Genomic DNA, 25826 nt, shown 5'->3' on the forward strand with positions numbered 1-25826 from the left:
ATCCTATAAAATTTAAACAAAAAAGAAAAATAATTTCTTAATTCAGGCGGTATCCAAGGCTCAAGCCTATAGTAGTACCGCGTAAGTTTGATGCAAATGTTCTACCACCCTGTTCCCAGATTAAATGCTGATTAAGAAGGTCGCGAACAATTAGTTTCAAATCCATTTTATTATTGAAAACCGGTTGGGATATTGATAAGTCAATAATATCTCTTGGCATTTCATAAATATGTGGGTCTTCAAAATCATACATTCCAACTAAAGCAACCTGCATAATTCTTCTGCCATAAGTATTGTATGCAAGGTTAATAGATGTTTGTGTTTCTGGGTTAAGATAGAATATTCCAAGATTTAAAGAATAAGGTGATTGTCCCCACATAGATCTTGTATCAACTGCGTTACCTTGCTTTACTGTAATTTCAGAATTAATCAAAGAAAGGTTTACGTTTAATGCAAAATGTCTTAAAGCATTACTTATAAAACTAAAACTTTTTCTTAACTCAAGTTCAACTCCATAATTTATCGCACTACCTTCAGCATTTGCAAAAGATTTACCTAATTCACTTTGAAGTGGTTGAATAGTTTCTTCGATAGCATTTTCAAAATTTTTGTAAAATGCACTTACAGAAATTACTTCACCAGGGTTAGGGAATATTTCATATCTTAAGTCGTAATTTTGAATTAATGTTCTTTGGAGATTTGGATTACCAAATACCAAAATTGTATTAACGAAATCATAGAATGCAAATGGTGCCAATTCTCTTAATGATGGTCTTGAAAGAGTTTGAGTAGCAGAAGCTCTGATATTGCTTTTATCATTTAATCTCCACATCAAGTTAAGTGAAGGCAAGAAATCCTGAAAATGATTAACTGTATTAACAAGTTCATCATTAACATCAAAAGTATTCATAATTTGGCGGCTGTCTTCATAGCGTACACCACCAATGAATCTTAAACTTTCGCTTCCTAATTCAAAGGGAACGTCAAGCATTAAATACCCGGCAACAAGCTCTTCATCTGCTTTGTATGAGTCGCTAAGTTTGGTTTCTTCACCAATTCTTAAACCGTCTTCCACTCTGAAATTTTCACTTGCAAATAGCAATTGTGGATTTTCATAATCATTCATCAATGCTTCAATATCTGGATTCAACCATTGACCCGTTGGTGGAGGAATTACAGTAAGTGAGCGTGCTCCGAAATCTCTGTCTTTAAATTCTGCCAAAGTTCCAAATTTTAATTTAATTGAACTCGTAAGTGGTAATGTGAAGTCAATTTTACCTGAAAATGTATTATCAATCATATCTGAGAAAAATCTTCCAACTCTTCCTCCATCACCTTGCTCAGTTTGAAGTAGCTGAATGAAGTATGGTGTATTGGGGTCAAATTCTAAATCATAAAGCTGTCTGTCATAACGTACTTTTCTGAAATCCGGTTCGTAGCGGTTTGCGTATGAATAGCCTGTATTCCATTCGATAAGCATATTTCCGAAACTTAGTGCGTGCTCTCCACCAAGCTGAGTAGAAAAGATCTCTTTCTCAACATACTGAGTTGAAAAGTTTCTGTAATCAATAAACTGATAAGCACTGTCCTGACCGTGAAGTGATACTGTCTCGTCATCAGCAGAGCGATTATAAACATTTCTGAAACTTATTGATGATGATGTACCAAATTTATAAGCCATATTAACCAATCCGCCCATACTTACCGAGCGTGTTGCCTGAGTTCCATTTGAGCGAAAGAATGTACTTCCGTCAGCCATTAAAGCGTTTCTTTGTATATCATTAATACCAAAGGTTTGTCCCCAGTTAACAGAACTTAAAATTCCAAATTCATTTCCAAATAATGTAAATAGATCAGAATAGTTTAATCCAATGCTTGAATTTGAAAGTGCTCCGACAGTTGAGGGATTTTGCTGCCAGATATTATTATTGAAAGATTGAAGCATACCTTCATATCTGTCTCTTGCACCTGTTTGGTCAGCAGGATTCAAAGCGGCAGTTCTGAGAGCATCCAGCTCACGGCGAGTAGATGGTACAGAAGATGGAAGTGCTCTTGTTCCGTCATCCCAACCGAGCCAGTCAGTTGCACCGCCTGCAGTTTGGAGAAACTTATTTCCTTTCAACGTTGTATTGGTGTTGTAAGAATTTGAATAAGAGACCTTAAAGGAATGACCATCAGGGAAATCCACAGTATTTAACTGAACCAATCCCCCTGCAAAGTTACCCGGAAGGTCTGGGGTGAATGATTTAGCAATATTCACATTCTGAAGGAATTCCGACGGAAACATATCGAAAGCAAAAGCTTTCTTATCCGGCTCTGTTGAGCTTAGTGAAGCACCGTTAAGCGTTGTATTGCTGTAACGTTCGCTCGAACCTCGCACAAACACAAACTTGTTATCTACAAGTGTTACACCGGATACTCTCTTTAGAGACTGTCCGGCATCTGAGTCGGGGAGACGTGACATTTCCTGTTGACTTATACCATCACTCACCTGAGCTGCATTTTTGCGTACAGCTAATATTGCAGATTCATTATCATTAATTCGTCTTGCTTCTACATAAACTTCTTCTGTTGTTTTCTTTTCAAGACCTAAAACTATTTTCCCAATTGAAGTCGCTTTGCCTTGTACTACAATAACATCTGCAAGTTCTCTGGGGAGATAACCAACAAAACTAATTTTTATATTGTATTTACCTTCCGGCAAATTTTTAATTTTAAAATCACCTTTAACATCTGAAAAACCGCCTAATTTAGTTCCAATAACAGTTACTGTAGCGCGACGTAAAGGTTCTCCGGTTTCTTCATCAATGATTTGACCGGTAATTTCACCATTTGATTGTGAAAAGGATGTACTAAATAGTACCAACATTAATAGTAAGCCTAAGGCATATACCTTACTTTTCAAAATAAATCCTCCGATAATTATATAATATTGCTAAAACCATTCAATACAAAAATGCAACTTTAGTATGAAGTATTAATAAATGATATGTTAAGAATGAGTTAAATTGAATTTTGTTGAAAACTGTAATTTAATTTTTACTGAGAATAATTTATTTCAAAACTAATCTGAATTATATTCGTATTATATTAAATATTATGTCAAACTAATTCAATCTTCAAAATTTATGAAAAAACTTATTATACTACTTACTGTTTTGCTGCTTTTAACAGCAGTTGATTCAAATGCTCAGCTTTTGACTAAATTCAAAGCAAAAGCCGGATACGCAAAAGCCATTGATTTTGGTAAGTCAACCTTGAATATGGCTAATCCTAAGATTCAATTCATGGGTACTTTTAATCAATCAATTGATTTTAATGGGTTCGACGTAACAATCGAAATTGATATGAATAACGGGAGTGCTACCGGTTGGGCTTATGTTTTAGTTGATGGTGATTCTGAATCTTCATCTGCAGTGTTTATCGTCAAGCCCATAATCGGTGATTTTCTTACATTTGAAATTCCAGGTTTGAGTTTAGATGATTTTGATATTGAGTTGGGTGATGGTGTTACAATTGATGATTACAACTGGATGGATAGCGATGCAATGATGACAAGACTAAATACAAACAGTGATTTCGCTGATTTTTATTCTCAATACCAACCTTTTGAGCAGATTTTTGTCGTTCTTTTTGTAGGACTAAATCCATTAAATATGGAAGTAGAGCCGCTTTGGGCTATCAGTATGACAAAAGGTGATATTTTTAGAAATTGTGCAGTTCAGGCAGTAACAGGCGATGTTTTTTGCTCAGAGATTCTTACCTCTGTAAAAGATTTAATTTCTAATAATATTGAAATTTATCCAAACCCGACAGATGACTTTTTGATTTTTAACAATACAGAATTTGGGGAAAATACGCTTATAACTGTTTTCGATTTATTTGGGCGGGAATTAATTCGTCATAATGCTATATCCGGTGCTAATTCAGTTGATGTTTCGAAACTCAATCCCGGAGTTTACACAATAAGAGTAAATAACTCATTTTCTAAATTTGTAAAGAGATAAATTGAAAGAATTTAATGACAGTTTTGGTATGATAGCCAAAACATTTCAAGGTTTTGAAACTATCCTTGCCGATGAGATTTCAGCTCTTGGAGGCAGGGATATATTAATTTTAAACCGAGCTGTTAAATTTAATGGTGACCTGAAACTGTTATATAAGGCAAATCATTTGCTAAGAACAGCTCTGAGAGTAATTATTCCAATTGATGATTTTGAAGTTCGTAACGAAGATGACTTGTATAAAAATGTCAAAAAAGTCAACTGGAATAATTATATAACGCCAAATAAAACTCTTGCTGTTGATAGTAGCATAAACTCCTCACCTTTTAATCATACAAATTTTGTTGCCCTTAAAGTAAAAGATGCTATCGTTGACAGGATAAGAGAGGAACATGGCTCAAGACCCAGTATAGACACGAAATCACCTGATTTGATGGTTAATGTTCATATTTTTAAAAATGAGTGTACAATTTCACTTGATTCTTCAGGAAGCAGTCTGCACAAGCGCGGATACAGACAGTCTCAAACTGATGCACCGCTTAATGAGGTCTTAGCAGCCGGTCTTATACTTTTAACAGACTGGAAGGCTGATGTTGATTTCTATGACCCAATGTGCGGCTCGGGAACTTTTACCACAGAAGCATTCAGTATTGCATCCGGCAAACCACCCAGAACAGAGTTCAAATATGGCTTCATGAGCTGGTCAAATTATGAACCGGAACTTTGGAAAAAAGTCCTAAGAGAGTCGAAAGAATTAATTAAGCCCGTAAAAATTAATTTTTATGCTTCAGATATTTCCGGAAAAGCAGTAGCAGTAAGCAAGCTGAATATGAGACATCCTGAAATGAGAAAAACAGTCGTGATTTCTCAGGAAGATTTTTTCAATTCCGAACCTAAGGGTGATTCCGGTATCATTATGCTTAACCCACCATATGGTGAAAGACTCAAAAATCAGGATATTGAAAAAGTTTACAGGGATATTGGGAACAAATTGAAATTTGATTATCATGGATTTAATGCATGGATTTTAATTTCATCAAAACAAGCAGAGAAATCAGTTGGGCTTAAATCAAACAAGAAATTTAGCGTTTTGAACGGAGCTATTGAATGTAAGTTTTGCAACTTTAAGTTATATTCAGGCTCGATAAAAGACAGATATGCTGAATAACCTTAATTATATTACAAAAGCTGTATCAACAAACTTTATTAAAAAAGTAAACTGATACAGCTTTATATATATTACAATAAATAGATATCTTACATGTTAGCTAATTTCTTGATGTCAATTTTATCGGCTATTTTCTTTATGTAATCAATATTATCTGCTTGATTATCTTCAATTGTAAGCATAAATCTGTAACCAATTGCATAGGAGAGTTTTGCATTTTTACGACTTTTTGAGAATTCTTCAAAACCTGAAACATGGTCAATATCGGTTTTAACAGTTTTTTGAAAGCCATCGCTTGTTTCAGTTGAAAGTCCCAATGAAGCCCAGTATGCAACACCGGCAAACATAGCATAAGATTCGTTGTAATCCATAAGATTGATTCTAATTGTTCTTCCTGTCTCATCATTCCTATATGTTCTCTCCACCGTTGACATCGAGAAGCCTGTGATATTAGTAGACTGACCATTAGGTTCATCTGATGTAAATCCATCCAATGACTCAGGCAGGTATTTTTGTAATTCTGAAAAGTGTAAAGCTAATGTGTCGCCTTTTCGGACTCTTTCTTCTCTTCTTTTCTCAGACATATCAATTGACTTGGACATTTCTTCGGCTGCCTCAGGTGCATTCTTAATGACTTCAGCAACATTCTTAAGTTCATCAAACTTTTCGCCGCATGACATCAAAATTATTATTGATGCAGTTAATAATAATACTAATAAACTCTTCATAATAAATACTCCCAATAAAATTTAAAAATTATAAAAACTAAAATAATTGATTTATTTCAGATAGAAAAATTCTTTTGAACAAATAGTAAATATCAATTGAAATTCTTTTTTCAGAATAGGCTAATTCCGCAGACGCAAGTCCGAAGAGTACATAACCTTTAAGTTCTAATTCATTGTCTTTAAGTGATTCAATATGTCTTAATACCGCTTGTGTATCACCTCTTGCGATAGGACCGGTAAGTGGAAGATTTTGAGAAGTGCTTTTTATCTCAGAAATTGAATTTTGTGTAGTAGTAATTGCAATTTTAGGGATAAATTCTGCAGGGTCGTTTCCACTTAGACGAGCAATATTTTCAGCATATTTTAAATTAACTGTCTGATAATTTGATGCAAAAACTGCTGATATATGGTATTTGTCGCTGTGAAAATTTTCAATTTCATCTATAAAAAATACTTTGCCATTTATAGTGGAAACAATCTCGATTATTTTTGATTTATCATTTTCAAAGCAGTCTGCAGTCCATGCTACGTTTTCAAAAATATTATTATTATAAATGAAAAATGTCTGATAGGGGTGAAGTCTGGCTATAGATTTAGCTTTATCATCTAATAAGGCTAATTCTTCTTTTGGAAGAAAGCCTGAGCAGTGAATGATAAATGTATTATTTAAATTACCGTTTTGATATTCTAACAGAGTATCAAGTACATCAGATAATTGATTATCTCGGACAGTTATAAATAATACATCGGGAAATTTGATAATATGGGCAATATTATTAAAAATTTTTACCTTTGAAGAAAGCTCAAAATCTAAATCAGTATTTTTTGAAACTATAAAATCAAGCATACCCACTTTGTCAAATTCTCTTGTCAAAGCGGATCCAAGCTTGCCAATCCCAATAATTCCGATTGAAAACGACATATCATTTCATTTCTTGATTATTTCATAGCTATCCTTGGCGTCTTTTATAATCCATCCAAGTTCATCAAGTGATTTACGTACAGTATCGGCAGTTACAAAATCACGGTTTTGTTTAGCATCCCATCGTTCCTGAGCCATTTTGATGATATTGTCAGGAATTGATGAATCTTCTTTTGGTTTAGGTTCAAAAGTGAATGCTTCAAAAATATGATTTAATTCATTGATGAATGCAACTAATTCGAGCTTGCTTTCTTCAGATAATTCAACTGTAACAGATGAGTTAATAAACGTAAAAATATGTGCTAGAGCTTTAGGAGTATGTAAGTCGTTGGCAAGCTCCGAAAAAACATCATTTCGGAGTTTATCAGTATCCGCATTTTTAGTACCTGAAATTTGACTGTCATCAATCAATTCCCATATAAATTCTTGAATACGTTTTCTTGCTTTTTTCGTAGATTCAACTCCGGAAAAGGTGAAATTATATTTTGTTCTATAATGTGCCGACATCATTGAAAAACGAATATCAATCGGGTCAAGACCTTTATTCAGCAAGTCTTTGACCGTAAAAAAATTGCAGGCTGATTTGGACATTTTCTCACCTTCGACTTCCAAAAATTCATTATGAAGCCAGAAATTAGTTGGCTCACATCCATAGCCAGCTTTAGACTGAGCAATTTCATCTTCATGATGGGGAAATTTTAAATCTACACCGCCTGTATGAATATCAAAAGGCAATTCTAAAAGTTCATACTCCATAGCTGAACATTCAATATGCCATCCCGGACGTCCTTGATAATTTTTACCATCAATAACAAAATCCCAAAATGGCTCGCCATCTTTTTTCTCTTTCCATAGAACAAAGTCACTTACACTTTCCCGCTCGTACTCATCTGCATCAATTCTAGCTCCGGCTCTGAAATTATCAAAGTCTATTTTAAATAATTTGCCATAATGGTCATCTTTTCGCCATTTATTAACATCAAAGTAAACCGAGCCACCCGAAAGGTAAGCATATCCATTGTTAATAATTCTCAGAATAAGTGTCTGCATTTCATCAATAAAATCTGTAGCTGCAGGGAGGGCATAGAAATGCTCAACATCAATTCCAAGTTTTGATATATCTTCCAAGAAAGCATCCTGATAAAATTCAGTAAGCATTCTCAGATTTTCTTTAGCGTCTTCAGTTTGCTCACCCATCGCAGGTAACCACGCTCCTGAACCCGGACGGCTATCTCTTATAGTTTTGTCATCAATATCTGTGATATTCATTACCCATTTGACATCATATTTTCCAACTACACGAAGCACTCTCTGAAGCAAATCAGCAAACAGAAATGCCCTCATATTGCCGATATGAGCATTGTTATATACAGTCGGACCGCAAGAATACATCCTTACATCATTTTCACGAATCGGCTTGAATATTTCAACATTTTTATTTAATGAATTATATAATTTAATTTCCATATCAATTAACCTTTATTATTCTTTCCAGACAAAATCAAATAGAAAATATGAAGCAAGTATCATCAGTCCTGAATAGGAGAACAGAAGCTGAAAATCCTTCCTTGCTTCGCTGAAATCTGCACCTGTAAATGACTGAACAGTAGTTTGAATTCCGAGTATTATTACAGGTAATATAATGGGGAAGGACAGAACAGGAAAAAGAGCATTTTTGGAATTTGCTTTAGCTATAAGTGCTGAAATAATTGTTGTCGCTGAAGCTATAGCCAGGCTGCCCATTAAGATTGACAAAATAAAAATCCAGGCATTAGTTATTTCAATATTTCCGATAAAAAGAAAAAACAGGAAAACTGCAACAACGTTTAGTGATATACTTAGAATTATATTAAATATCAGCTTGCCGAAATATATAGCTGAAGAGCCAGCTACAAGCTTGAGATATAAGGAAGTGCCTCGCTCTTCTTCACTTACAAAGGATTTCGACAGTCCGGTCATTGCTCCGAAGAACATAACAATCCAAAGGACACCTGCAGCAACTTCAGAAGACAATACATCGCCTGATGTAGCAAAAACAATCATTGTTATTGTAGTAAGTACAAAAAGCAATATTGCAGAGATTGCGTATCTTGTACGAAATTCACTAAGCAATTCTTTTTTTAATACTGCGATTGATTTTGCTAACACTGCCATAATTTTTTCTATAGAAAATCAGAGTTGATATTTCACACCAAGTATAAATGACAAATTATTGATTTTCCAATCACCATCATTAATTATATCCATTGGATAAAAATTATAAGTTGTTTCAATAAATCCTGAAAATCTTTGGTACACAGGTATTGATGCACCAAGACCTCCAAATAATCCAAATCTGAATGCGGTAAGTGAAGTCATATTATCAAATTCGCTAAGAGTAATTTGATTTTCTCCATTTGCATAAACAAAATTATCAGGAATTGTGATTGCCCGTCTTAGCTCAATAGAGTTATTCATTCTAACAGACAGGTTCACTCCGGCTACCCCAGAAATAAACCTTGCAAGCGAATATTCTCCGGCAAGAGAAAGAGTTATGAAACTACTGTTTAACTCAAGATAATGCGTTTCCTGAAATGGAAGCAAGCCGCCCGTCTGTGGATCACGTCTGCTGGAAATTATGCTGTCAGGAGCCTCAATAGTCCCGCCAAATTGCTCAATTGATAAACGTGCTGACAAATTGAGTTTAGGCATAACTTTTTTGGATAAATATAATCCTGCTATACCGCCGCCACCTGAAGCTGATTCGAAGTTACCGGGAACGGCAATATTACCTGATTTAGAGAATCCTGTAGAATGTGTCACAATAGAATATCTGCCAAAAGCTCCGATAACAAAGCCCGGTTCGGGCACGCAACTTTTAATATATCCGGGATTAAGAACAAATTCATATTGTCCGGTGATTTCATCTATTGTCCAGCAGAGTGTATATTCAGCCTTATTGCCGGAGATGTCGCCAACTTCAAAATAAAGTTGTCCGGGTGTGTTATAATCTACCGGCTCAATATCAACAGGAAGCTGTAGCATTCCATCCATGATCTTATTGTGATTTATCTTTATGCCTGTGCTGTCAATTATATTGAATGATTTAAGCCCCAAGTCATCAGCACGGTCGTCACGCAAAATCATGTTTTGTTTACCTTCAACTTTTTTCAAATCTACTGTTGGTGGTATAGTATCGGAAACTTGAACATATTCTAAAAATGACTGTCCGCCCATATTGCCATAAGCGTCATAAGCATCAACATCACCAAAACCAAAACCATAAGAATACATGCCAAAAGGCTCATTTGCTTTGATAAAATGTGTTCCAAATGGTACTTGAAGATAAGCAATGGAATAACGACTTATTCCGAGTGGTTCAAAAATTTTAGGGTCAACTTTTTTTCCGTTAAGTTCAAATGTCTGTATTGCTCTTGTAGGAACAACTACATTTACATAGTGATTCCAGCTACCGTTTACAGGTGTTGCAAATCTGTATTGAGTCAAAAATTGTTGAGTCGGGCTGATTAAAAGCATCATAGGGTCACCAATTTGGTCGCCGTTTTCATAACCTTGTGAATATTGTGAAACCAATACCGGTTGGTCAGCAGTAATTTGAATTGCTTCGTTTATATTTTTTTCAACAAAATCGCCTGCTTTCAGTGTAGCAATTAACTTTGAATTTTCAAACACCCTTGTCCCATCAGTGTGAGCGAGTACTCTATAAGTAAATGTTGACCTGCCTTTCAGTTTGCCTATATAAAAGTGCTTACCCCAAGAACTAACAGGTGGAAGCTGCTCAACAATATGATTACATGCTTTAATCCGAGGTGGACCGACAGGTACATAAGTACATTCGTGCCCACTGAATACTGCGATATTTTTATTTGCTTTGATGTGAGAACCGGTTAAATCAATTTCGCGCTCACTAATTTTAAGTTGTCTTAACTGCATCCTGTTTGTTTCGGAGCGAACTTGATAAACATCACCTTTATTTAATGTAATATCAAAAGCTTCATTCTTTTTCTTGCCCTTGAAAGTTAGAGCATTCGGAGTAATTGTAACCAGGGTATTATCTTCTGTTGCTACGATAGAAAAAAGTGGTGACAACTCTTCAGCAACATGGTAGCACATAACGCGATACTCATCGCCAAGAACCTGAACCGGAAGACCGAGGTAAGTATCTGTTGTCTGATATCTTCTGTTCAGTCCATAAACAGAAACCGGATTATCTGATGATATCCTAACCGCAAGTTTTCTTTCGATTATCTCAAAGCTTTTAATCATTACTTTATCAGTTAGCAATATACTTCTTACAGTCCCGCCCGGAACAAAAAGTGTTTCTGTATAATTTATTGCAGGACATTCAATTAATACACTTGCATCCTTATCACCGGTGATGAAAAGTTCTAAGTTAAGAGCATTTTTGGGAGAAGATGAATCGTCGCGAAAATTCATCATGAATGTTAGCCAGAATTCAGTTCCTACAGGTTGTTTGAACTTAAGTTCCATATTTTCTTCCAAAGCTTGCTGAGAATATAAATTTACACTTAAACTCAGGAAAATGGCTGTAATTATAAAATGTTTTAGATAAATTTTCAAGTTTTTGAAATTATTTGACATACATAAAATTGGTTTTAAATACACCGGATTCAGTTTTCATAATTATAAAATAAGCACCTGAAGCTAATTCCCATGAAAATGGCTGTAAAGATAATCGGTAATTGCCACGGGAAAATTTTATATTTTCATAATCATTAATAATGCTACCGGACTCATCGGTAATCTGAACTTTAAAAATATTATTTATATTACTATTGTCGAGTATTTGCCTGCCTCCAATTGCGTAAACAGCAAAGCTGATTCTGGTTTCTTTGTTGATACCAAAAGGAAAAGTTGTCCAGTCTGAAAATGGGTTTGGACGATTTTGCCCAAGACCTTCAGTAATTCCGGGTACAACTGATGAACTCCGAACGGTGATTTTACCTGCTTTGAAATTTGTTTCAAGAATTTCGACGCCATCAATTAATGCTTTAACCGGCGTAAGCATTGTTACTGTATCAGCTCCTGCAAGACCTTCGACAGGTATTCCCCAATTAATAAATTCAGTAAAAACTTCAGGAAACCAAAAATGTATGATAGCTCTTGCATTATCAAGATTTGTTAAATCAGTTGCTATTAAAATTGAATCAATAAATGGATTATCATGCATTTTAATCCAAGGACCTGCTTTGATATCAATGACATTTGCGTCAAAAGTAAATTCGGTAATTATCTCTTTAATTGAAGTATTGTTAAGTTTAAGTTGGAACAATACACCATTTGTACCACCCCTGTCTATAACAGTATCCTGAACAGAAATTTCTATGTTTTGGGAATTTAAATTCCCAAAACATACCAAAATAATGACAAAAATTAATAAGATTGTTTGTATATATTTCATTTATCTAATTATATTTAACTATATATTTCACAAAAATAATACTTTTAATATTAAATTGACGAATTATTCTGAAAAAATATGCAATGACTATGTTTTTTGCTTTTTTTTCTTTGCAGCAGGAAATAGTATATTGTTAAGAATAAGTCTGTAACCGGGAGAATTTTTGAACAAATTTAGGTCAGTCGGCGGGTCACCTATTCTATGGACATAATCCTCAGGGTCATGTCCGCCGTACCATGTGAAAGTACCCCGACCAATATTGCCATGCAAATATCTTGCTTCAGGAGTACCATCTTTAATTGCAAGAATTGTAACAGTATTTTTAATAAACTGCTTGTCAAAAGCAGTTGTCTGACCTAAAAATCCTTTAACAACATTCACGTGATTTTGAGTAAGCATAGTTGGTACAGGGTCATATTTTGCAGAGAATTCAAAAAGTGTAAACCAGTCTGCATCCGGATTATTAATATTCTGAGCGCCTATATCTATATTCGAAAATTCAACTTCAGTAGGATCCATTATGAGTCTGAAATTTTCGAAAGCAAATGTATTTTCAAAATTTAGTTTATCATTGGAGTAATAATCAGCAGGAGTACCATCGAACATACTTTCGCAAATATCAATACCTTCTGTTGCAAGAGCTATATCAAAAGAGTCAGTTGCAGTACACATCGCAAAAATAAATCCACCGGAAGCAACATATTGCCTGATTGTCTGAGCTACTGCTTTTTTAAGCAGACACACATCACGATATCCCATTTTTTTTGCTACACTTTCATTTAAAGTTACTTGCTGAATATACCAGGGAGCATTACGATAGCTTACCCAGAATTTACCGTATTGTCCCGTAAAATCTTCGTGATGAAGATGAAGCCAGTCGTAATCCTTCAATTTACCTGTGAGTACTTCTTCATCCCAGATAATATCATGCTTTACTTCAGCATATTCCATAGCCATACGAACGGCATCATCCCATGGCTGAACACCAGGAGGGGCATACACGGCAATTTTAGGGGCTTTTTCCAGCTTCACAGCTTCCATATTGACACCTTCCTGACGAACTTCTTCAAGAATGGAATTTCCGGCAGCGTCGCTAATTCTCTCAAAAAATACTCCACGGATACGACATTCAGATGCAAGATTGTCGTTATAATCGAACATAAATGAGCCACCTCTGTAATTTAGAAGCCATTCAGATGTACCGCCTTCTGTTAAGTGCCAGTAGGTTATTCCATAAGCTTTTAAATGGTCTGTTTGGGACAAGTCCATAGGGATTAAAAGCTTCTGGGAATATGAAACATTAACAACTATAAATAATAATGCAGCTATAATTAATTTTAAATTCCTCTTTATCATAATCGGTAAATTTCAATAAAAATATTTAGACATAAGACTTAAACATACTAACGATTAAATTCATTAAAAATTCTTATTCTATATTAAATTTAATTATATGATTAGTCATATACAATAAATTCCAAAACAACAATACGGTATAAATAGCAACATTATCAACGATATAATCGTATTAGCTGACAAAATTGATTTGAGAATATTGTAAATATTTTATCAATTAATATCGTTTGATACGTCGCTACATCTTTTATTATTATAAAAATTTTCATTTATGAGCCAAAGCAAACTATATCTAATTGACGGAATGTCATTAGTTTTCAGAGCATATCATGCAATGTCTAATACTGCAATGAGAAATTCCGAAGGAGAGCCAACCGGCGCAGTCTTTGGATTTACTAATATGATAACTTCTCTTCTTGAGAGATTTAATCCAGAAAAAATAGCAGTGGTTTTTGATAGGGCAGAGCCTACATTCAGGCATAATATGTATGAAGCATATAAAGCTAATCGTGATGAATTTCCTGAAGAACTTGTTCCTCAGCTAAAGAGAATTAAAGAATTCTTAGATTTGAGTAAGATTCCAAGAATTGAAAAAGCCGGCTTCGAAGCAGATGATATTATCGGTACACTTGCAAAAAAGGCTGCAGCCCAAGGCAATGAAGTTGTATGTCTGACTTCTGATAAAGATTATTATCAGCTTGTAGAAGGCAATATCTCACTTCTTAAACCGGGTAGAAAAGGGGAGGATTTTGAGAGGATAAATATACCTGAAGTCATTGAAAAATTTGGTGTTACACCGGATAAAGTTATTGATGTTTTAGCAATAATAGGAGATTCATCAGATAATATTCCAGGAGTAAAAGGTGTTGGTGAAAAAACAGCGATTCCACTTGTTCAAAAATACGGCTCACTCGAAAGTATATATGAAAATTTGAATGAAATTGAAAGAACATCTTTAAAGACTAAATTTGAAGAGGCTAGGGATATGGCATTCCTGTCGAAAATTTTGGTTACGATTGATACAGATGTTCAGCTTGACTTCACTTATGAAGATTGCGTAATCAAGGAAGCAAAATTCATTGAGTTGGATAAATTCTTTGAAATTATGAATTTCAATACAATAAGATCTAAATGGCGTAACAAAGCTCCGGCAGGATTTTTCGACAATAATAATGCTCAAAAGAAAGATAGCGAAATTCAATCTGCTGAAGTTTTAGGTAATATTGAGACCAATTATGAGATGATTACTTCACTTGACAGACTTGATTTAGTGATAAGTGAATTATCAAAAAGTGAAATATTGTCTTTTGACCTGGAGACAGATTCTCTTGATAAACAGAATTGTGAAATTGTTGGAATTTCTTTATCCGCTAAGGAAGGCACAGGTTATTATATTCCTGTTGAATATATCGGAAAAGAAATCATAGAAGAAGAAGAATCCTTATTCTCAGAGCCAAAAATTAATAATTCCAAAAAATGGGATGAATCATTAAACATAGATGATGTTATTTTAAGATTAAAACCGATTCTTGAAGATGAAAAAATAGGCAAATGCGGGCAGAATGTTAAGTTTGACATGTTTATTTTGAAAAGGCATAATATTGGCGTAACGCCGATCGTTTTTGATTCGATGGTTGCATCCTATATTCTTGACCCTGACCAGAAGCACGGAATGGATGCACTATCTGAAAAATATCTGAATTATAAACCAATATCAATTTCATCTCTGATTGGAGAAAAAAAAGCAACTCAAAAATCTATGCGTGATCTTCCGCCATCAGAAATTTCAAATTATGCATGTGAAGATGCAGATGTTGCATTGAAACTTAAAAATGTTCTTGATAAATTGATTATAAAAGAAAATCTCAATAAACTTGCTTATGATATAGAATTTCCAATAATCGAAGTTTTGAATTTGATGGAGTTTCAGGGGGTGGCAATAAATACAAATGCACTTAAAGATATTTCAAAAATAATCAAAGTAGAAACTGAAAGATTGCAAAAATTAATTTATAGCGAAGCGGGTCAGGAGTTTAATATTGATTCTCCTAAACAGCTGGGTGAAATTCTATTTGAAAAAATGATGATTCCTGCACAAAAAAAGAATAAAACCGGCTACAGCACTGATGTACAGGTTCTGACAGAACTTTCAGAATCTTTTCCGATAGCTGAATATGTGCTGGATTATCGTCAAATAACAAAGTTGCAGTCAACTTATGTCGAAGCATTGCCAAAATTGATAAATAAACATACCGGCAGAATTCACACAACTTATAACCAAACAGTTGCTTCAACCGGAAGATTATCATCCACCGACCCAAATTTGCAAAATATTCCGATTCGTACTGATTTAGGTAAGGAAATAAGGAAAGCCTTCGTACCACAGCATAAAGATTATGTGATTTTGTCGGCAGATTATTCACAAGTTGAGCTAAGAATAATGGCGTATATTTGCGGAGATGAGTATCTAATAAATGCTTTCAAGGAAAATAATGATATCCACGCTGCAACCGCTGCAATACTCAATGGAATAAGTATCGAAGAAGTAAATCAGGATATGAGACGAATTGCCAAAACCGTTAATTTTGGCATTATGTACGGATTGGGAAGTTTTGGACTAGCCCAAAGGTTAGGTCTTTCCCGTACTGCTGCAAAGGAAATAATAGATAATTATTTTGAAAAATATCCCGGCATACGTAAATATATGGATATAACAATAAACTCAGCACGTGAAAAAGGTTATGCAGAAACCCTATGTGGTCGCCGAAGATATTTTGAAAATATTGACAGTAGAAATGCAAACTTACGCACCGCCGCAGAACGGGGAGCGATAAATATGCCAATACAGGGCACTGCTTCAGATATGATGAAGATAGCAATGCTCAATATTCATAAATATATAACTCAGAATAATCTCAAGTCTAAAATGATGCTTCAGGTGCATGACGAACTTGTCTTCGAAGCTCACAATGATGAACTTAAAGATTTGCGAAATAACGTAATCAGGCTGATGTCCGAATCACTTTCACTTGGCGAAGTACCTGTAATAGTTGATACAGGCACCGGCAGTAACTGGTTTGAAGCACACTAAATCATCTTAGCTCAATTCAGGGGATAAATCTAATTTTGTATAGATTTATTATCCCTGAATAAGCTGTAAGAATGATTGTGGATTTGAATTAGCCTGTGCAAGTGAAATCAATGAAGACTGCTGTAAGAACTGCGACTTAATAAGTTCTAACTGCTCTTTTGCAACATCAGCATCTTCGATTCTTGATATAGCTGCGTTATAGTTTACAATTTGACTCTTAAGCAAATCTTCCTGCGAATCAAGTCTGTTGACAATACCGCCTACAAAAGCAGCGACTTTGTTCACGTTATTGATTGCATCTGATATACTTTTAAGAGTAGCCGTCAAATTATCTCTTGAGAATAAACCAAGATCAGTAGAATTTACATCATTCAATTCTTCAAGGTTCAATCCATCAATACCTGCGAAATTTCCGCCTGCAAGAGCAACTGTGAATCCATTTGCTGAAGCAACGTTGAAATCAGAAGTATTGGTAGCAGATAAATCTACTGAAAGTCTGATTAGATTATTGGTTGCATCTGTACCAATCACGAAATCTGTTGAAAAAGTACCATCAATAAGGTTTCTTCCGCCGAAAACTGTTGACTGAACTACGGTATCAATTTGTTGAGCTAATCTGTATGCTGACTTTGCAAGCGCAACTTTTTCATCAGTACCGGTTGCACCTGAAGATGCGTTCAAAATTGCTTCTTTGATTTTCTGAAGCTGGTCACCAATGTTTTCATAAGAATCCATAATGATATTTGCAAGATTCTTAGCATCGCCCACTGTGTTTACAGCCGATTTGAGTGAAGTATTACGTGCATACAAAGCACGAGAAGTAATATAACCTGCAACATCATCAGCTGCACTGTTAATTCTTTTACCGGTTGATAATCTCAACTGACGTAATGATATACTGCGATTCGATACCTCAAGAGAATTATAAGCATTCTCCGCTGCAATGTTCGTGCGTATCCTCGCATTTCCGCCTATCGCAAAAGGCATAGTCAACCTCCCTGTGACATTAATTAATATAATTTTCTCTTCAACCGCAAAATTCTTCGCAGTTGTATGAATTATTACAAGTTATATGCCAAAATAAAATAATTCGACTCTTATGATGATTGAATAATCTATGAGTTTTGTTCATTCAATATTGATATAATCTATGTTTACAGAGATATAAATTATAATTATCTGAGTATTTTATTAGAATATTGCTAAAATTTTGAAATAATAAAAACTAAAATTTTGGTGAATATTTGGCGAAAAGTTATACTTTTGCACAATATTAGCAGATTACATTTTAAAATATTTTAATTTCAAGTTTTATATAATATAAAATGAATTATTTACCAAATATCAAACTTTCTGATTTTAACTACGAATTGCCGAAAGCAAAAATTGCTGATTATCCATTAAAGAATAGAGATTCGAGTAAACTATTATGCTGGAGCAACGGAAAAATTGAAGACAGAATGTTTCGGGATATTATAGACATTATTCCTGCAAATTCTCATATAATATTCAATAGCACTAAAGTTATTTCAGCCAGATTAAGAATGCTAAAGCCAACAGGTGGGAAATGTGAGCTTTTACTTGTTGATGCAATACAACCGTCTTTAGACCCGGCTATAGTTATGCAAACTAAAAACAAATGCTTATGGAATTGTATGATTGGCGGAAGAAATGTAAAAGAAGGAATGATAATATTGCCTGAAATTGAAACCGAGACAGGACTTACTGCAAAAGTAATTTCAAGATTAAACAATTATGGTGAAATTGAATTCTCTTGGGATGGAAAATTTTCATTTGCGGATATTATTGCAAAAGCAGGGTTGATTCCACTGCCTCCATATATTGAGAGAGAGACCGAAGATAGCGATTCAGAAAGGTATCAGACAGTTTATGCAAAATCTTCAGGCTCTGTTGCAGCACCTACAGCAGGTTTACATTTTACAGATGAAATTATAAATAAATTGGGTGAAAAAGGAATAAAAAAGTCTGAAGTTACTCTCCATGTAGGTCCAGGAACATTTTTGCCGGTAAGCTATGATGATGTAAAAACCCACGATATGCACGATGAAATGTTTATTATTTCTAAAAGTACAATATTAACCATAATCGAAAGCATCAAAATGAATAGAAATATCATTGCAGTTGGCACTACTTCCGTCAGAACTTTGGAATCTCTTTACTGGTTTGGAGTTAAATTGCTAAAAAAAGAAAATATTGATATGCGAAATATTTTATTACATCAGGATGAACCATACAGATTGATGAAGAGTGGTAATATTTTGTGTAGTGATTCTTTAGAGACTGTTATAAAATGGATGGAATCTGAAAAATTAAATGTAATAATCGGAAGAACAAAATTATTTATAATGCCGGGTTATGAATTCAAACTTTATAACGGTATTATTACAAATTTTCATCTGCCTAAATCAACTTTGATTCTTCTTGTATCTGCATTTACAGGCTCAGATGAATGGAGAAAAGTTTATAATTTTGCACTTCAAAATAATTATCGTTTCTTAAGCTATGGTGACTCTTCATTTCTATTTAAACGAAAGTTAGACGTATAATCTGTTTTGAACGTTTTATAATCAATTCATAATAAAATAATATAATATGAGTATAGCTAAACAATACGATTACGAAAAAAAGAAAGTAACTACATTAAGACTTAAAGAAATGAAAAAGTCTGGTGTTAAAATTGTCTGTTTGACAGCTTATGACGCATTGACAGCAAGAGTTTTTTCAGAGTCAGGAGTAGATGTATTACTTGTAGGTGACTCACTTGGAAATGTATTTCAGGGACTTGAGACAACTTTGTCAGTTACTTTAGAGCAAACAATATATCATACGAAAGCAGTTGTAAATGGGGCGGAAAGGTCGCTTATTGTTGCCGACATGCCATTTATGACCTATCAGGTTGCAGCCAATGAAGCATTTACCAATGCCGGAAAAATAATGAAGGAAACCGGTTGTAATGCTGTCAAGCTTGAGGGCGGCTCTGATGTTGTAATTGAAGCAATATCAAAAATGACAAGTGCCGGTATTCCGGTAATGGGACATCTTGGATTGACACCACAGAGCATTAATCAATTCGGTTCTTACAGAGCTCGTGGAAAAGATACTGATGAAGCAGAAAAAATTTTTAAAGATGCTCATCTTTTGCAGGAAGCGGGTGCTTTTTCAATAGTTTTAGAAAAAATTCCAGCTGAACTAGGAAGGAAAATCAGCGAATCTTTGACAATTCCTACGATTGGTATTGGAGCAGGTGCTCATTGTGACGGTCAAATTCTTGTTTGGACAGATATGCTTGGGCTTACAGTTGATTTTAACCCAAGATTTGTCCGAAGGTATGCTGAGTTATATAATTTAATGCTTAATTCCACTAAAAAATATGGGGATGATATCAGAAAAGGAGAATTCCCTAACGATAAGGAGTCATACTAATGATTAGAAATTTTGGTTTTATATTGGTTTCTATATTTATTTCTTCTGCAATACTTGGTTGCGAGAGTTCAATCAGCAGCCCCAAGGATATTATTTTTCCTGAAACAAATGTCAGCTATACTGCCCAAGTAGAGCCTTTTTTGAATTTGACCTGCGCTTTTGCCGGATGTCACGGGCATACTTCAGCTGCAGGAATCAGACTTAATGACTATTTTGCTATTATAAATTCCCCCGGTTTGGTAGTACCCGGTAATGCAGATGGAAGTTTGCTGAATCAAATACTTGAAGAAAGAAAACCACATTTTACTTATTTCGAGAAGTCGAATATTACTCAAAATCATATAACCGGTATGAGGCAATGGGTTTTGGAAGGTGCAAGATTAACTAAAGATTGATTATTAAGGGCTTATAATTTGTCATTTTGTATTGAAAGTATTTCACAAAAATAAGTTATTTTTTAATATTGTTATAAAATATACATAAAAAATGAATTATTTTGCATAATTTTTCATTTTTAAGTTTTATATTACCAATAAATTCGTTAATTTTGAGTTAGTTAATTGACAATTTTTTAAAAAGTATTTCTAAGTTGAAATCTTTGGTAATTTTAAATAACAATAAAAAAGGAAAATAATTATGTCAGAAGGTTCATTCAATCCGTTCAAGATGGCTCAACAGCAGTTTGATGCAATCGCTGAGCAACTTCAATTAGATGAAGCAACAAAAGATTTGTTAAGAAACCCTGATAGAGAATACCACTTCAATATTCCAATCCGTATGGATGACGGTTCATACAGAGTATTTCGCGGATACAGATGTCAGCATAATGATGCACGTGGTCCTGCAAAAGGTGGCATTCGCTTCCATCCTCAGGAAACAGTAGATACAGTACGCGCACTTTCAATGTGGATGACATGGAAAACGGCAGTTGTAGATATTCCTCTTGGTGGCGGTAAAGGTGGTGTAATTTGTGACCCGCGTAATTTATCACTTCGTGAACAGGAGGCTATATGTCGCGGTTGGATTCGCCAAGTTGCCAAAAATATTGGACCTCTTCAGGATGTTCCGGCACCGGACGTTATGACTAATGGTCAGCACATGCTTTGGATGCTTGATGAATACGAGAGAATCGTTGGATATAAAGCACCTGGTGTTATTACTGGCAAACCGCTTGGCTCAGGCGGCTCTTTAGGCAGAACTGAAGCAACTGGCTATGGCGTTATCTATACTTTAAGAGAAGCACTGAAAGAATTAAATATTGATATTAAAAATACTACTGCTTCTTTCCAGGGTTTTGGTAACGTAAGTCAATATGCTATGGATTTATACGCACAATATGGCGGTAAAGCAATTGCTGTATCAAGCTGGGATAACAAAGAAAAGAAAGCTGTTACTTACAAAAAATTGTCCGGTATTGACTGGAGGGAGTTACTTAGCATAACTAATCGTTTTGGCGAAGTTGATCAAGCCAAAGCAGCAGAATTAGGTTATGAAATTCTACATGGCGATGCATGGATTGAGCAGGATGTTGATATTCTTGTTCCGGCAGCTTTAGAAAATCAAATAAATGCTACAACTGTTAATATGATTAGTAAACAAGTTAAAGTTATTGCAGAGGGTGCTAACGGTCCTACTACTCCGGAAGCAGACGAAGTATTAAAAGCACGTGGTGTTTGGAATATTCCTGACTTTTTAGCTAATGCCGGTGGCGTTACATGTTCATATTTTGAACAAGTACAGTGCAATATGAATTATTTCTGGACTAAAGAAGAAGTTCTTGAAAAATTAGACCAGAAGATGACTCACGCTTACCATGCAGTTAGCGACTTAGCTCGCACAAGAAACATATATATGCGCGATGCTGCTTATTTAATTTCAATCTCAAGAGTTGCTGAAGCTTGTAAACTTCGTGGCTGGGTATAAGATAAGACATTTTATAATCTGAAATATGTTTGGGGCTGACTTGAAAAGGTCAGTCCCTTTTATTTATTAAATCTTCCGGAATATCATCATCTATTTCAAATATTTTTTTGACTTCATCAAATGTATATGTATTTGCTGCTTTTTCCTCATCACTCATATTATCAAATTCATCAATTATGGCTTGAAGCTCACAAGCTTGCTCCTGTATTTTTTCCTGAGTAAAACCGTAGAATGTCATTTCATTCAGACAATGACAAATTATTTCAGGTTCACTATAATTATTTCTTGTATTTTCATTTATACTCATACAAAGCCATTCACCCCATGGAGTAAAGTCCAACCCATATATTTCTGACTCTCCATTTTCTGGATTTAATTTTTTTCCTGAAACACTTTCATATACTATTTTTTCTCCATCGCTGTTTGTATCAATACAATTTTCGATAATTATTTCAAAATCAGTTTCAATTGTTTCAATACTTATTAATGTTTCAAAAACACTTTTGTATCCTTTCATATTTCTTTCTTCATCTGGATATAAAACAAGAAGTGATTCGTGTAAATCATTCCAATTATATTTATTTAGCAAATCATAGAAAATCATTCTTTCACCTGAAATTTATACTAAAATTAAATGTTACAATATGTTGTCTCCAGAATTCATCATTGATTACATTAGTAAGTGGATAGCTGTAAGTAATCTCATAACCCAACCCAAAACCATCAAACATAAATCTGTATCCAAGTCCCATTTCAGCTCTGAATTTTGTTAGATTTATGTTAGGAAGTTCCAGATTATGAATTAAGTTCAAAGTATCTCTGCCATTATCATATCTGATTTCATTCTTTACATTCAAAATTTGCAAATATTGGTTAACACGACTTTTTAGAATTTGTGATGTTTTAAGTCCTGTGTAAAGATAATAATGTGACTCCATAGTATTTTCATCTGCAGAAGCAAATGCGCCGTAAAAAGGGATTTCCATGCCTAAATTCATATTAATTCCATATTCCCTCAGATGAAGTAAATTGGCTTCCTCCAAAATTTTTATATTGCCATCTGTACTAAGGAACCTTTTGGACTTATCAACTGAACCAAGCAAACTGTGTCCAAAAACATATGCTAATTGAACCCGTGTGAAAAAATAATCTGTCGTTTTGAATCTTATTCCAAGCCCAATTTCGCCGTATTCTGTTGCCGGTCCGTTATCATCATCCTCTATAGAGTATGCTTTTTTGGTTTTCCGTCGGTCAGTGCTAATAGGAATTGAGGCAATTAAGGGCAATCTTGCGTGTGCTATGTGTGGAGTAGTTTTTAATTGCGCTTCATCCCAAATATCACCACCATTCGCATAAATCAGATAAGATAACTTCGATGTTACTATTTTTGGAAACCAGCCATAACTTGCCTGATAAGAGAAGTCTTCTTCAAAATTTAATTCATTATAATCCAGTGAATCCAAATCCCATGGCTGAAATTCTTCTTGTGAAAATACGGGAAGAACTGAAATGAGTAATATTGTAATTATCAAGTATTTCATTTTATAATAATTATTGGGACGAAATTACCTCTGAACTTTGTTCGAACTTCTAAATAATATAAACCAGATAATATATATGGATTTATTTCAAGCGATACAGATTGAAATCCGGGAGTATTGTTTTGAACAGTCTTTATCTTTTCGGTTCTGCTTAGATAATCAAACAAGTGAAATTCTACTTCGCCGATTATATCGTTATAATATTCAATATTCAGCAAACCATTGCCCGAGAATGGATTTGGATAAACATTAGTGATTTTGGTAAATCTCAGGTAGGGGAGTTCATTATTCAGAGTTTTTACAAAATATGATGCAGATTGGGGGTTGTATTGTGAATCATTAATACTTATGTTAGTCAAACTAATGTCGAAAATTGAATCATTTCCGGCTAAAACCTCTGAATTTAATATTATTGCAATCGAATCTGAAGGAGGAATATTTACTTCTAAATTATAATCATAATAATTGACTTTAGATAATTCAGCTTCTATTTCACTGTTATTATAAATAATTTTCGCGTTTAATATTCTTACAAGAGTGGGATTGCTGAAGTTAATAACTACTTTCAAATTATTTTCGACTAATGAATCAGTATTGAGCCAAAATGTAATTTCAAATGTATCTGAAATATTAACTAAAGTCCGTTCATTTGATAATAAATTGTTGCTAAAACAATTGAAAATTAAGAATAATATGTATAATTTAAATTTCATTTTTCAATTATCTCAAATTCAGTTCGGCGGTTTCTGCGACGATTTTCATCGCCGTCATTCGGAACCAAAGGTCTTGATTTTCCATATCCGGCATAGCTTAATCGGTTTTTATCAATTCCTGTCTCGATTAGTTCATTCATCACTGAAACAGCTCTGTCAATTGATAGTTTTTGGTTGAAATCATCATTCCCGATATCATCTGTATGGCCATTAATTTTAATTTTCAATTTTGGATTATTTCTCATAGACTCAGCTATGAGAGCAATACTTTTTTTCGACTCAGGTTTTATATCTGATTTTCCCAAGTCAAATTCAATATTCACAAAGTAAATCGTACCTACCGGGTCTAATTCTGAGAATGCTGACTTGTCATAAACTCCTTTTGCTTGAATGGTAACATTTTTAAGAAAAGGAAATGTTAGTTCTGCACAAACAAAGTGTTTATCGTAACATTCATCAGGTTTGTAAGTGATTTCATAATAATTATTGAGAATGGTGTAAATATCTCTGAAAACAAAAGGAAATTCCCGTGTTGAAATAATTTGGTAATATCTTCCTCCTGAATAGCGAGCTAAATCTTCAATATTTTTCCCCGCATAGCCATAAGCGATAGAGTGAACCTCTATTTTTTTTTGTCGTGTCAATCTCATGATTGAATCAATTTTAATTTTGGATTGATTATCTCCGCCATCAGAAAATAGAATTATTACTTTTTTAAAATTATCTGGTATTGTATCAAAATTTGAAATCGCAAATTCAATGGCATCATACATTGCAGTTCCCTCGCCATGGTTACCGCCTTTATGTTCGTTAATCTGAAAATAATTCCGATAATATTCACGGTCTGAATTATATGGTAATTCAAAAACAATTTTGCTTGCAAACCTTATAATGCCTATCATATCATTTTCTTTTGTTGCGAAAAGCACATGTTTTACAGCTTCACGAAGCTTTTCTATTCTTTTACTTCCCATAGAACCCGAATGGTCGAGAATAAATGCAATGGAATAAGGTTTCTTTTGGTTATCGCGAATTTCTTTAACTTCAAAATTATTGATCATATTCTGATTAATAAGGCATGAATCAGTTAGTAATTTCCAATATTTAAGATAACTGTCATCTCCTGTATAATAGGGTGGTGCAAGTCCAGAGATATACCTGCCGTTTGTATCGAAAACTACAGTCCGTAGAGAAATCTGATTTGGAAAATTTTCGGATTCGATTTTTGTAATTTCAAATCTTATCGGAAAGCTTTCGGCTTTAATTAATGAATCATAGTTTGCATTACTGTCATTAAAATATGTTGATTCAAGCTCTTCACCGCTTGCTAAAGTTCTACTTTGAGTTAGATATACCGGTTTCCTGTTTTTATATTCCTCCATCTGTTTTTCTTGCTTTTCAAGCATTTTAACCATTTGTTGGGGGCAGGATTGAAGAAGTAAAGCAGATAAAGCAATCATTATTGCTAATTTTGCTTTTGTGCTAATTCCTGATATTTCAATTTTATACATGGA

20 protein-coding genes are annotated in these 25826 nt (G+C 34.2%); 7 read left to right on the forward strand and 13 right to left on the reverse strand.

Annotated elements, in window-relative coordinates; genetic code table 11:
* Window positions 1-37: 37 nt before the first annotated feature.
* Entirely contained in the window at window positions 38-2905 is a 2868-nt protein-coding gene (locus tag KF896_02920) for a TonB-dependent receptor (GenBank protein MBX3042645.1), read from the reverse strand.
* 223 nt (window positions 2906-3128) lie between these two features.
* Here KF896_02920 and KF896_02925 point away from each other — a divergent pair, with 223 nt between their 5' ends.
* The gene (locus tag KF896_02925) at window positions 3129-4007 is read left to right on the forward strand and encodes a T9SS type A sorting domain-containing protein (GenBank protein MBX3042646.1); all 879 of its coding nucleotides are present in this window, start codon (window positions 3129-3131) and stop codon (window positions 4005-4007) included.
* Between the two features lies 1 nt (window position 4008).
* On the forward strand, window positions 4009-5172 hold the full coding sequence (locus tag KF896_02930) for a class I SAM-dependent RNA methyltransferase (protein MBX3042647.1): 1164 nt from the start codon (window positions 4009-4011) through the stop codon (window positions 5170-5172).
* An 89-nt stretch (window positions 5173-5261) separates the two neighbouring features.
* On the opposite strand, the gene KF896_02935 is transcribed toward KF896_02930, so the two are convergent.
* The 7 genes from KF896_02935 to KF896_02965 all read right to left on the reverse strand — a co-directional run bounded on the left by KF896_02935 (window position 5262) and on the right by KF896_02965 (window position 13600).
* Window positions 5262-5900 carry a hypothetical protein gene (locus tag KF896_02935; protein ID MBX3042648.1) on the reverse strand — a complete coding sequence of 213 codons (639 nt, stop codon included), beginning with the start codon at window positions 5898-5900 and terminating at the stop codon, window positions 5262-5264.
* A gap of 37 nt (window positions 5901-5937) precedes the next feature.
* Window positions 5938-6822, reverse strand: coding sequence for a DUF2520 domain-containing protein (locus KF896_02940; GenBank protein MBX3042649.1), 885 nt, complete (start codon window positions 6820-6822; stop codon window positions 5938-5940).
* A 6-nt stretch (window positions 6823-6828) separates the two neighbouring features.
* Window positions 6829-8289 carry a cysteine--tRNA ligase gene (gene cysS / locus KF896_02945; protein MBX3042650.1) on the reverse strand — a complete coding sequence of 487 codons (1461 nt, stop codon included), beginning with the start codon at window positions 8287-8289 and terminating at the stop codon, window positions 6829-6831.
* Between the two features lie 15 nt (window positions 8290-8304).
* A complete protein-coding gene (locus KF896_02950; GenBank protein MBX3042651.1) occupies window positions 8305-8976 on the reverse strand; it encodes a heme exporter protein CcmB in 672 nt (223 codons plus the stop codon).
* 18 nt (window positions 8977-8994) lie between these two features.
* Window positions 8995-11313, reverse strand: coding sequence for an IgGFc-binding protein (locus KF896_02955; protein ID MBX3042652.1), 2319 nt, complete (start codon window positions 11311-11313; stop codon window positions 8995-8997).
* Between the two features lie 100 nt (window positions 11314-11413).
* Window positions 11414-12244: a hypothetical protein gene (locus tag KF896_02960; GenBank protein ID MBX3042653.1), complete on the reverse strand. Its 831-nt coding sequence runs from the start codon at window positions 12242-12244 to the stop codon at window positions 11414-11416.
* A gap of 87 nt (window positions 12245-12331) precedes the next feature.
* Window positions 12332-13600, reverse strand: a complete 1269-nt coding sequence (locus tag KF896_02965) for an asparagine synthetase B (GenBank protein MBX3042654.1) — start codon at window positions 13598-13600, stop codon at window positions 12332-12334.
* Window positions 13601-13871: 271 nt separating this feature from the next.
* Here KF896_02965 and polA point away from each other — a divergent pair, with 271 nt between their 5' ends.
* Window positions 13872-16691 carry a DNA polymerase I gene (gene polA / locus KF896_02970; protein ID MBX3042655.1) on the forward strand — a complete coding sequence of 940 codons (2820 nt, stop codon included), beginning with the start codon at window positions 13872-13874 and terminating at the stop codon, window positions 16689-16691.
* 48 nt (window positions 16692-16739) lie between these two features.
* Here polA and KF896_02975 read toward each other — a convergent pair whose 3' ends face one another.
* Window positions 16740-17678, reverse strand: a complete 939-nt coding sequence (locus KF896_02975; protein ID MBX3042656.1) for a flagellin — start codon at window positions 17676-17678, stop codon at window positions 16740-16742.
* Window positions 17679-18016: 338 nt separating this feature from the next.
* Here KF896_02975 and KF896_02980 point away from each other — a divergent pair, with 338 nt between their 5' ends.
* The 4 genes from KF896_02980 to KF896_02995 all read left to right on the forward strand — a co-directional run bounded on the left by KF896_02980 (window position 18017) and on the right by KF896_02995 (window position 22058).
* Window positions 18017-19258, forward strand: coding sequence for an S-adenosylmethionine:tRNA ribosyltransferase-isomerase (locus tag KF896_02980; protein MBX3042657.1), 1242 nt, complete (start codon window positions 18017-18019; stop codon window positions 19256-19258).
* A gap of 46 nt (window positions 19259-19304) precedes the next feature.
* On the forward strand, window positions 19305-20135 hold the full coding sequence (gene panB, locus KF896_02985) for a 3-methyl-2-oxobutanoate hydroxymethyltransferase (protein ID MBX3042658.1): 831 nt from the start codon (window positions 19305-19307) through the stop codon (window positions 20133-20135).
* The gene (locus tag KF896_02990; protein MBX3042659.1) at window positions 20135-20530 is read left to right on the forward strand and encodes a hypothetical protein; all 396 of its coding nucleotides are present in this window, start codon (window positions 20135-20137) and stop codon (window positions 20528-20530) included. Before panB ends, KF896_02990 begins: the two co-directional genes overlap by 1 nt.
* Window positions 20531-20771: 241 nt before the next feature.
* Complete coding sequence (locus KF896_02995) at window positions 20772-22058, forward strand: Glu/Leu/Phe/Val dehydrogenase (protein MBX3042660.1); 1287 nt, start codon at window positions 20772-20774, stop codon at window positions 22056-22058.
* Window positions 22059-22107: 49 nt separating this feature from the next.
* On the opposite strand, the gene KF896_03000 is transcribed toward KF896_02995, so the two are convergent.
* Genes KF896_03000 through KF896_03015 form a run of 4 tightly spaced genes read right to left on the reverse strand, consistent with a single transcriptional unit; the run spans window position 22108 to window position 25823 of the window.
* Entirely contained in the window at window positions 22108-22662 is a 555-nt protein-coding gene (locus tag KF896_03000; protein MBX3042661.1) for a hypothetical protein, read from the reverse strand.
* 4 nt (window positions 22663-22666) lie between these two features.
* Complete coding sequence (locus tag KF896_03005; protein MBX3042662.1) at window positions 22667-23599, reverse strand: hypothetical protein; 933 nt, start codon at window positions 23597-23599, stop codon at window positions 22667-22669.
* On the reverse strand, window positions 23596-24312 hold the full coding sequence (locus tag KF896_03010) for a hypothetical protein (protein ID MBX3042663.1): 717 nt from the start codon (window positions 24310-24312) through the stop codon (window positions 23596-23598). Before KF896_03010 ends, KF896_03005 begins: the two co-directional genes overlap by 4 nt.
* Entirely contained in the window at window positions 24309-25823 is a 1515-nt protein-coding gene (locus tag KF896_03015) for an OmpA family protein (GenBank protein ID MBX3042664.1), read from the reverse strand. The genes KF896_03010 and KF896_03015 overlap by 4 nt, the downstream gene beginning before the upstream one ends.
* Window positions 25824-25826: the final 3 nt, after the last annotated feature.

It is taken from the genome of Ignavibacteriota bacterium (assembly GCA_019637995.1).
In the GTDB taxonomy this organism is placed as follows: Bacteria; Bacteroidota; Ignavibacteria; order Kapaibacteriales; family UBA2268; genus JANJTB01.

Bases quoted from the DNA above. Each gene is read 5' to 3' on its own strand.
- panB (MBX3042658.1), top strand. From the start codon at position 19,305: ATGAGTATAGCTAAACAATACGATTACGAAAAAAAGAAAGTAACTACA.
- KF896_02925 (MBX3042646.1), top strand. From the start codon at position 3,129: ATGAAAAAACTTATTATACTACTTACTGTTTTGCTGCTTTTAACAGCA.
- KF896_02960 (MBX3042653.1), bottom strand. From the start codon at position 12,244: ATGAAATATATACAAACAATCTTATTAATTTTTGTCATTATTTTGGTA.
- KF896_02990 (MBX3042659.1), top strand. From the start codon at position 20,135: ATGATTAGAAATTTTGGTTTTATATTGGTTTCTATATTTATTTCTTCT.
- KF896_02980 (MBX3042657.1), top strand. From the start codon at position 18,017: ATGAATTATTTACCAAATATCAAACTTTCTGATTTTAACTACGAATTG.
- KF896_02955 (MBX3042652.1), bottom strand. From the start codon at position 11,313: ATGGAACTTAAGTTCAAACAACCTGTAGGAACTGAATTCTGGCTAACA.
- KF896_02995 (MBX3042660.1), top strand. From the start codon at position 20,772: ATGTCAGAAGGTTCATTCAATCCGTTCAAGATGGCTCAACAGCAGTTT.
- KF896_02975 (MBX3042656.1), bottom strand. From the start codon at position 17,678: ATGCCTTTTGCGATAGGCGGAAATGCGAGGATACGCACGAACATTGCA.
- KF896_03005 (MBX3042662.1), bottom strand. From the start codon at position 23,599: ATGAAATACTTGATAATTACAATATTACTCATTTCAGTTCTTCCCGTA.
- KF896_02940 (MBX3042649.1), bottom strand. From the start codon at position 6,822: ATGTCGTTTTCAATCGGAATTATTGGGATTGGCAAGCTTGGATCCGCT.
- KF896_02935 (MBX3042648.1), bottom strand. From the start codon at position 5,900: ATGAAGAGTTTATTAGTATTATTATTAACTGCATCAATAATAATTTTG.
- KF896_03010 (MBX3042663.1), bottom strand. From the start codon at position 24,312: ATGAAATTTAAATTATACATATTATTCTTAATTTTCAATTGTTTTAGC.
- KF896_02950 (MBX3042651.1), bottom strand. From the start codon at position 8,976: ATGGCAGTGTTAGCAAAATCAATCGCAGTATTAAAAAAAGAATTGCTT.
- KF896_03015 (MBX3042664.1), bottom strand. From the start codon at position 25,823: ATGTATAAAATTGAAATATCAGGAATTAGCACAAAAGCAAAATTAGCA.
- polA (MBX3042655.1), top strand. From the start codon at position 13,872: ATGAGCCAAAGCAAACTATATCTAATTGACGGAATGTCATTAGTTTTC.
- KF896_03000 (MBX3042661.1), bottom strand. From the start codon at position 22,662: ATGATTTTCTATGATTTGCTAAATAAATATAATTGGAATGATTTACAC.
- cysS (MBX3042650.1), bottom strand. From the start codon at position 8,289: ATGGAAATTAAATTATATAATTCATTAAATAAAAATGTTGAAATATTC.
- KF896_02965 (MBX3042654.1), bottom strand. From the start codon at position 13,600: ATGATAAAGAGGAATTTAAAATTAATTATAGCTGCATTATTATTTATA.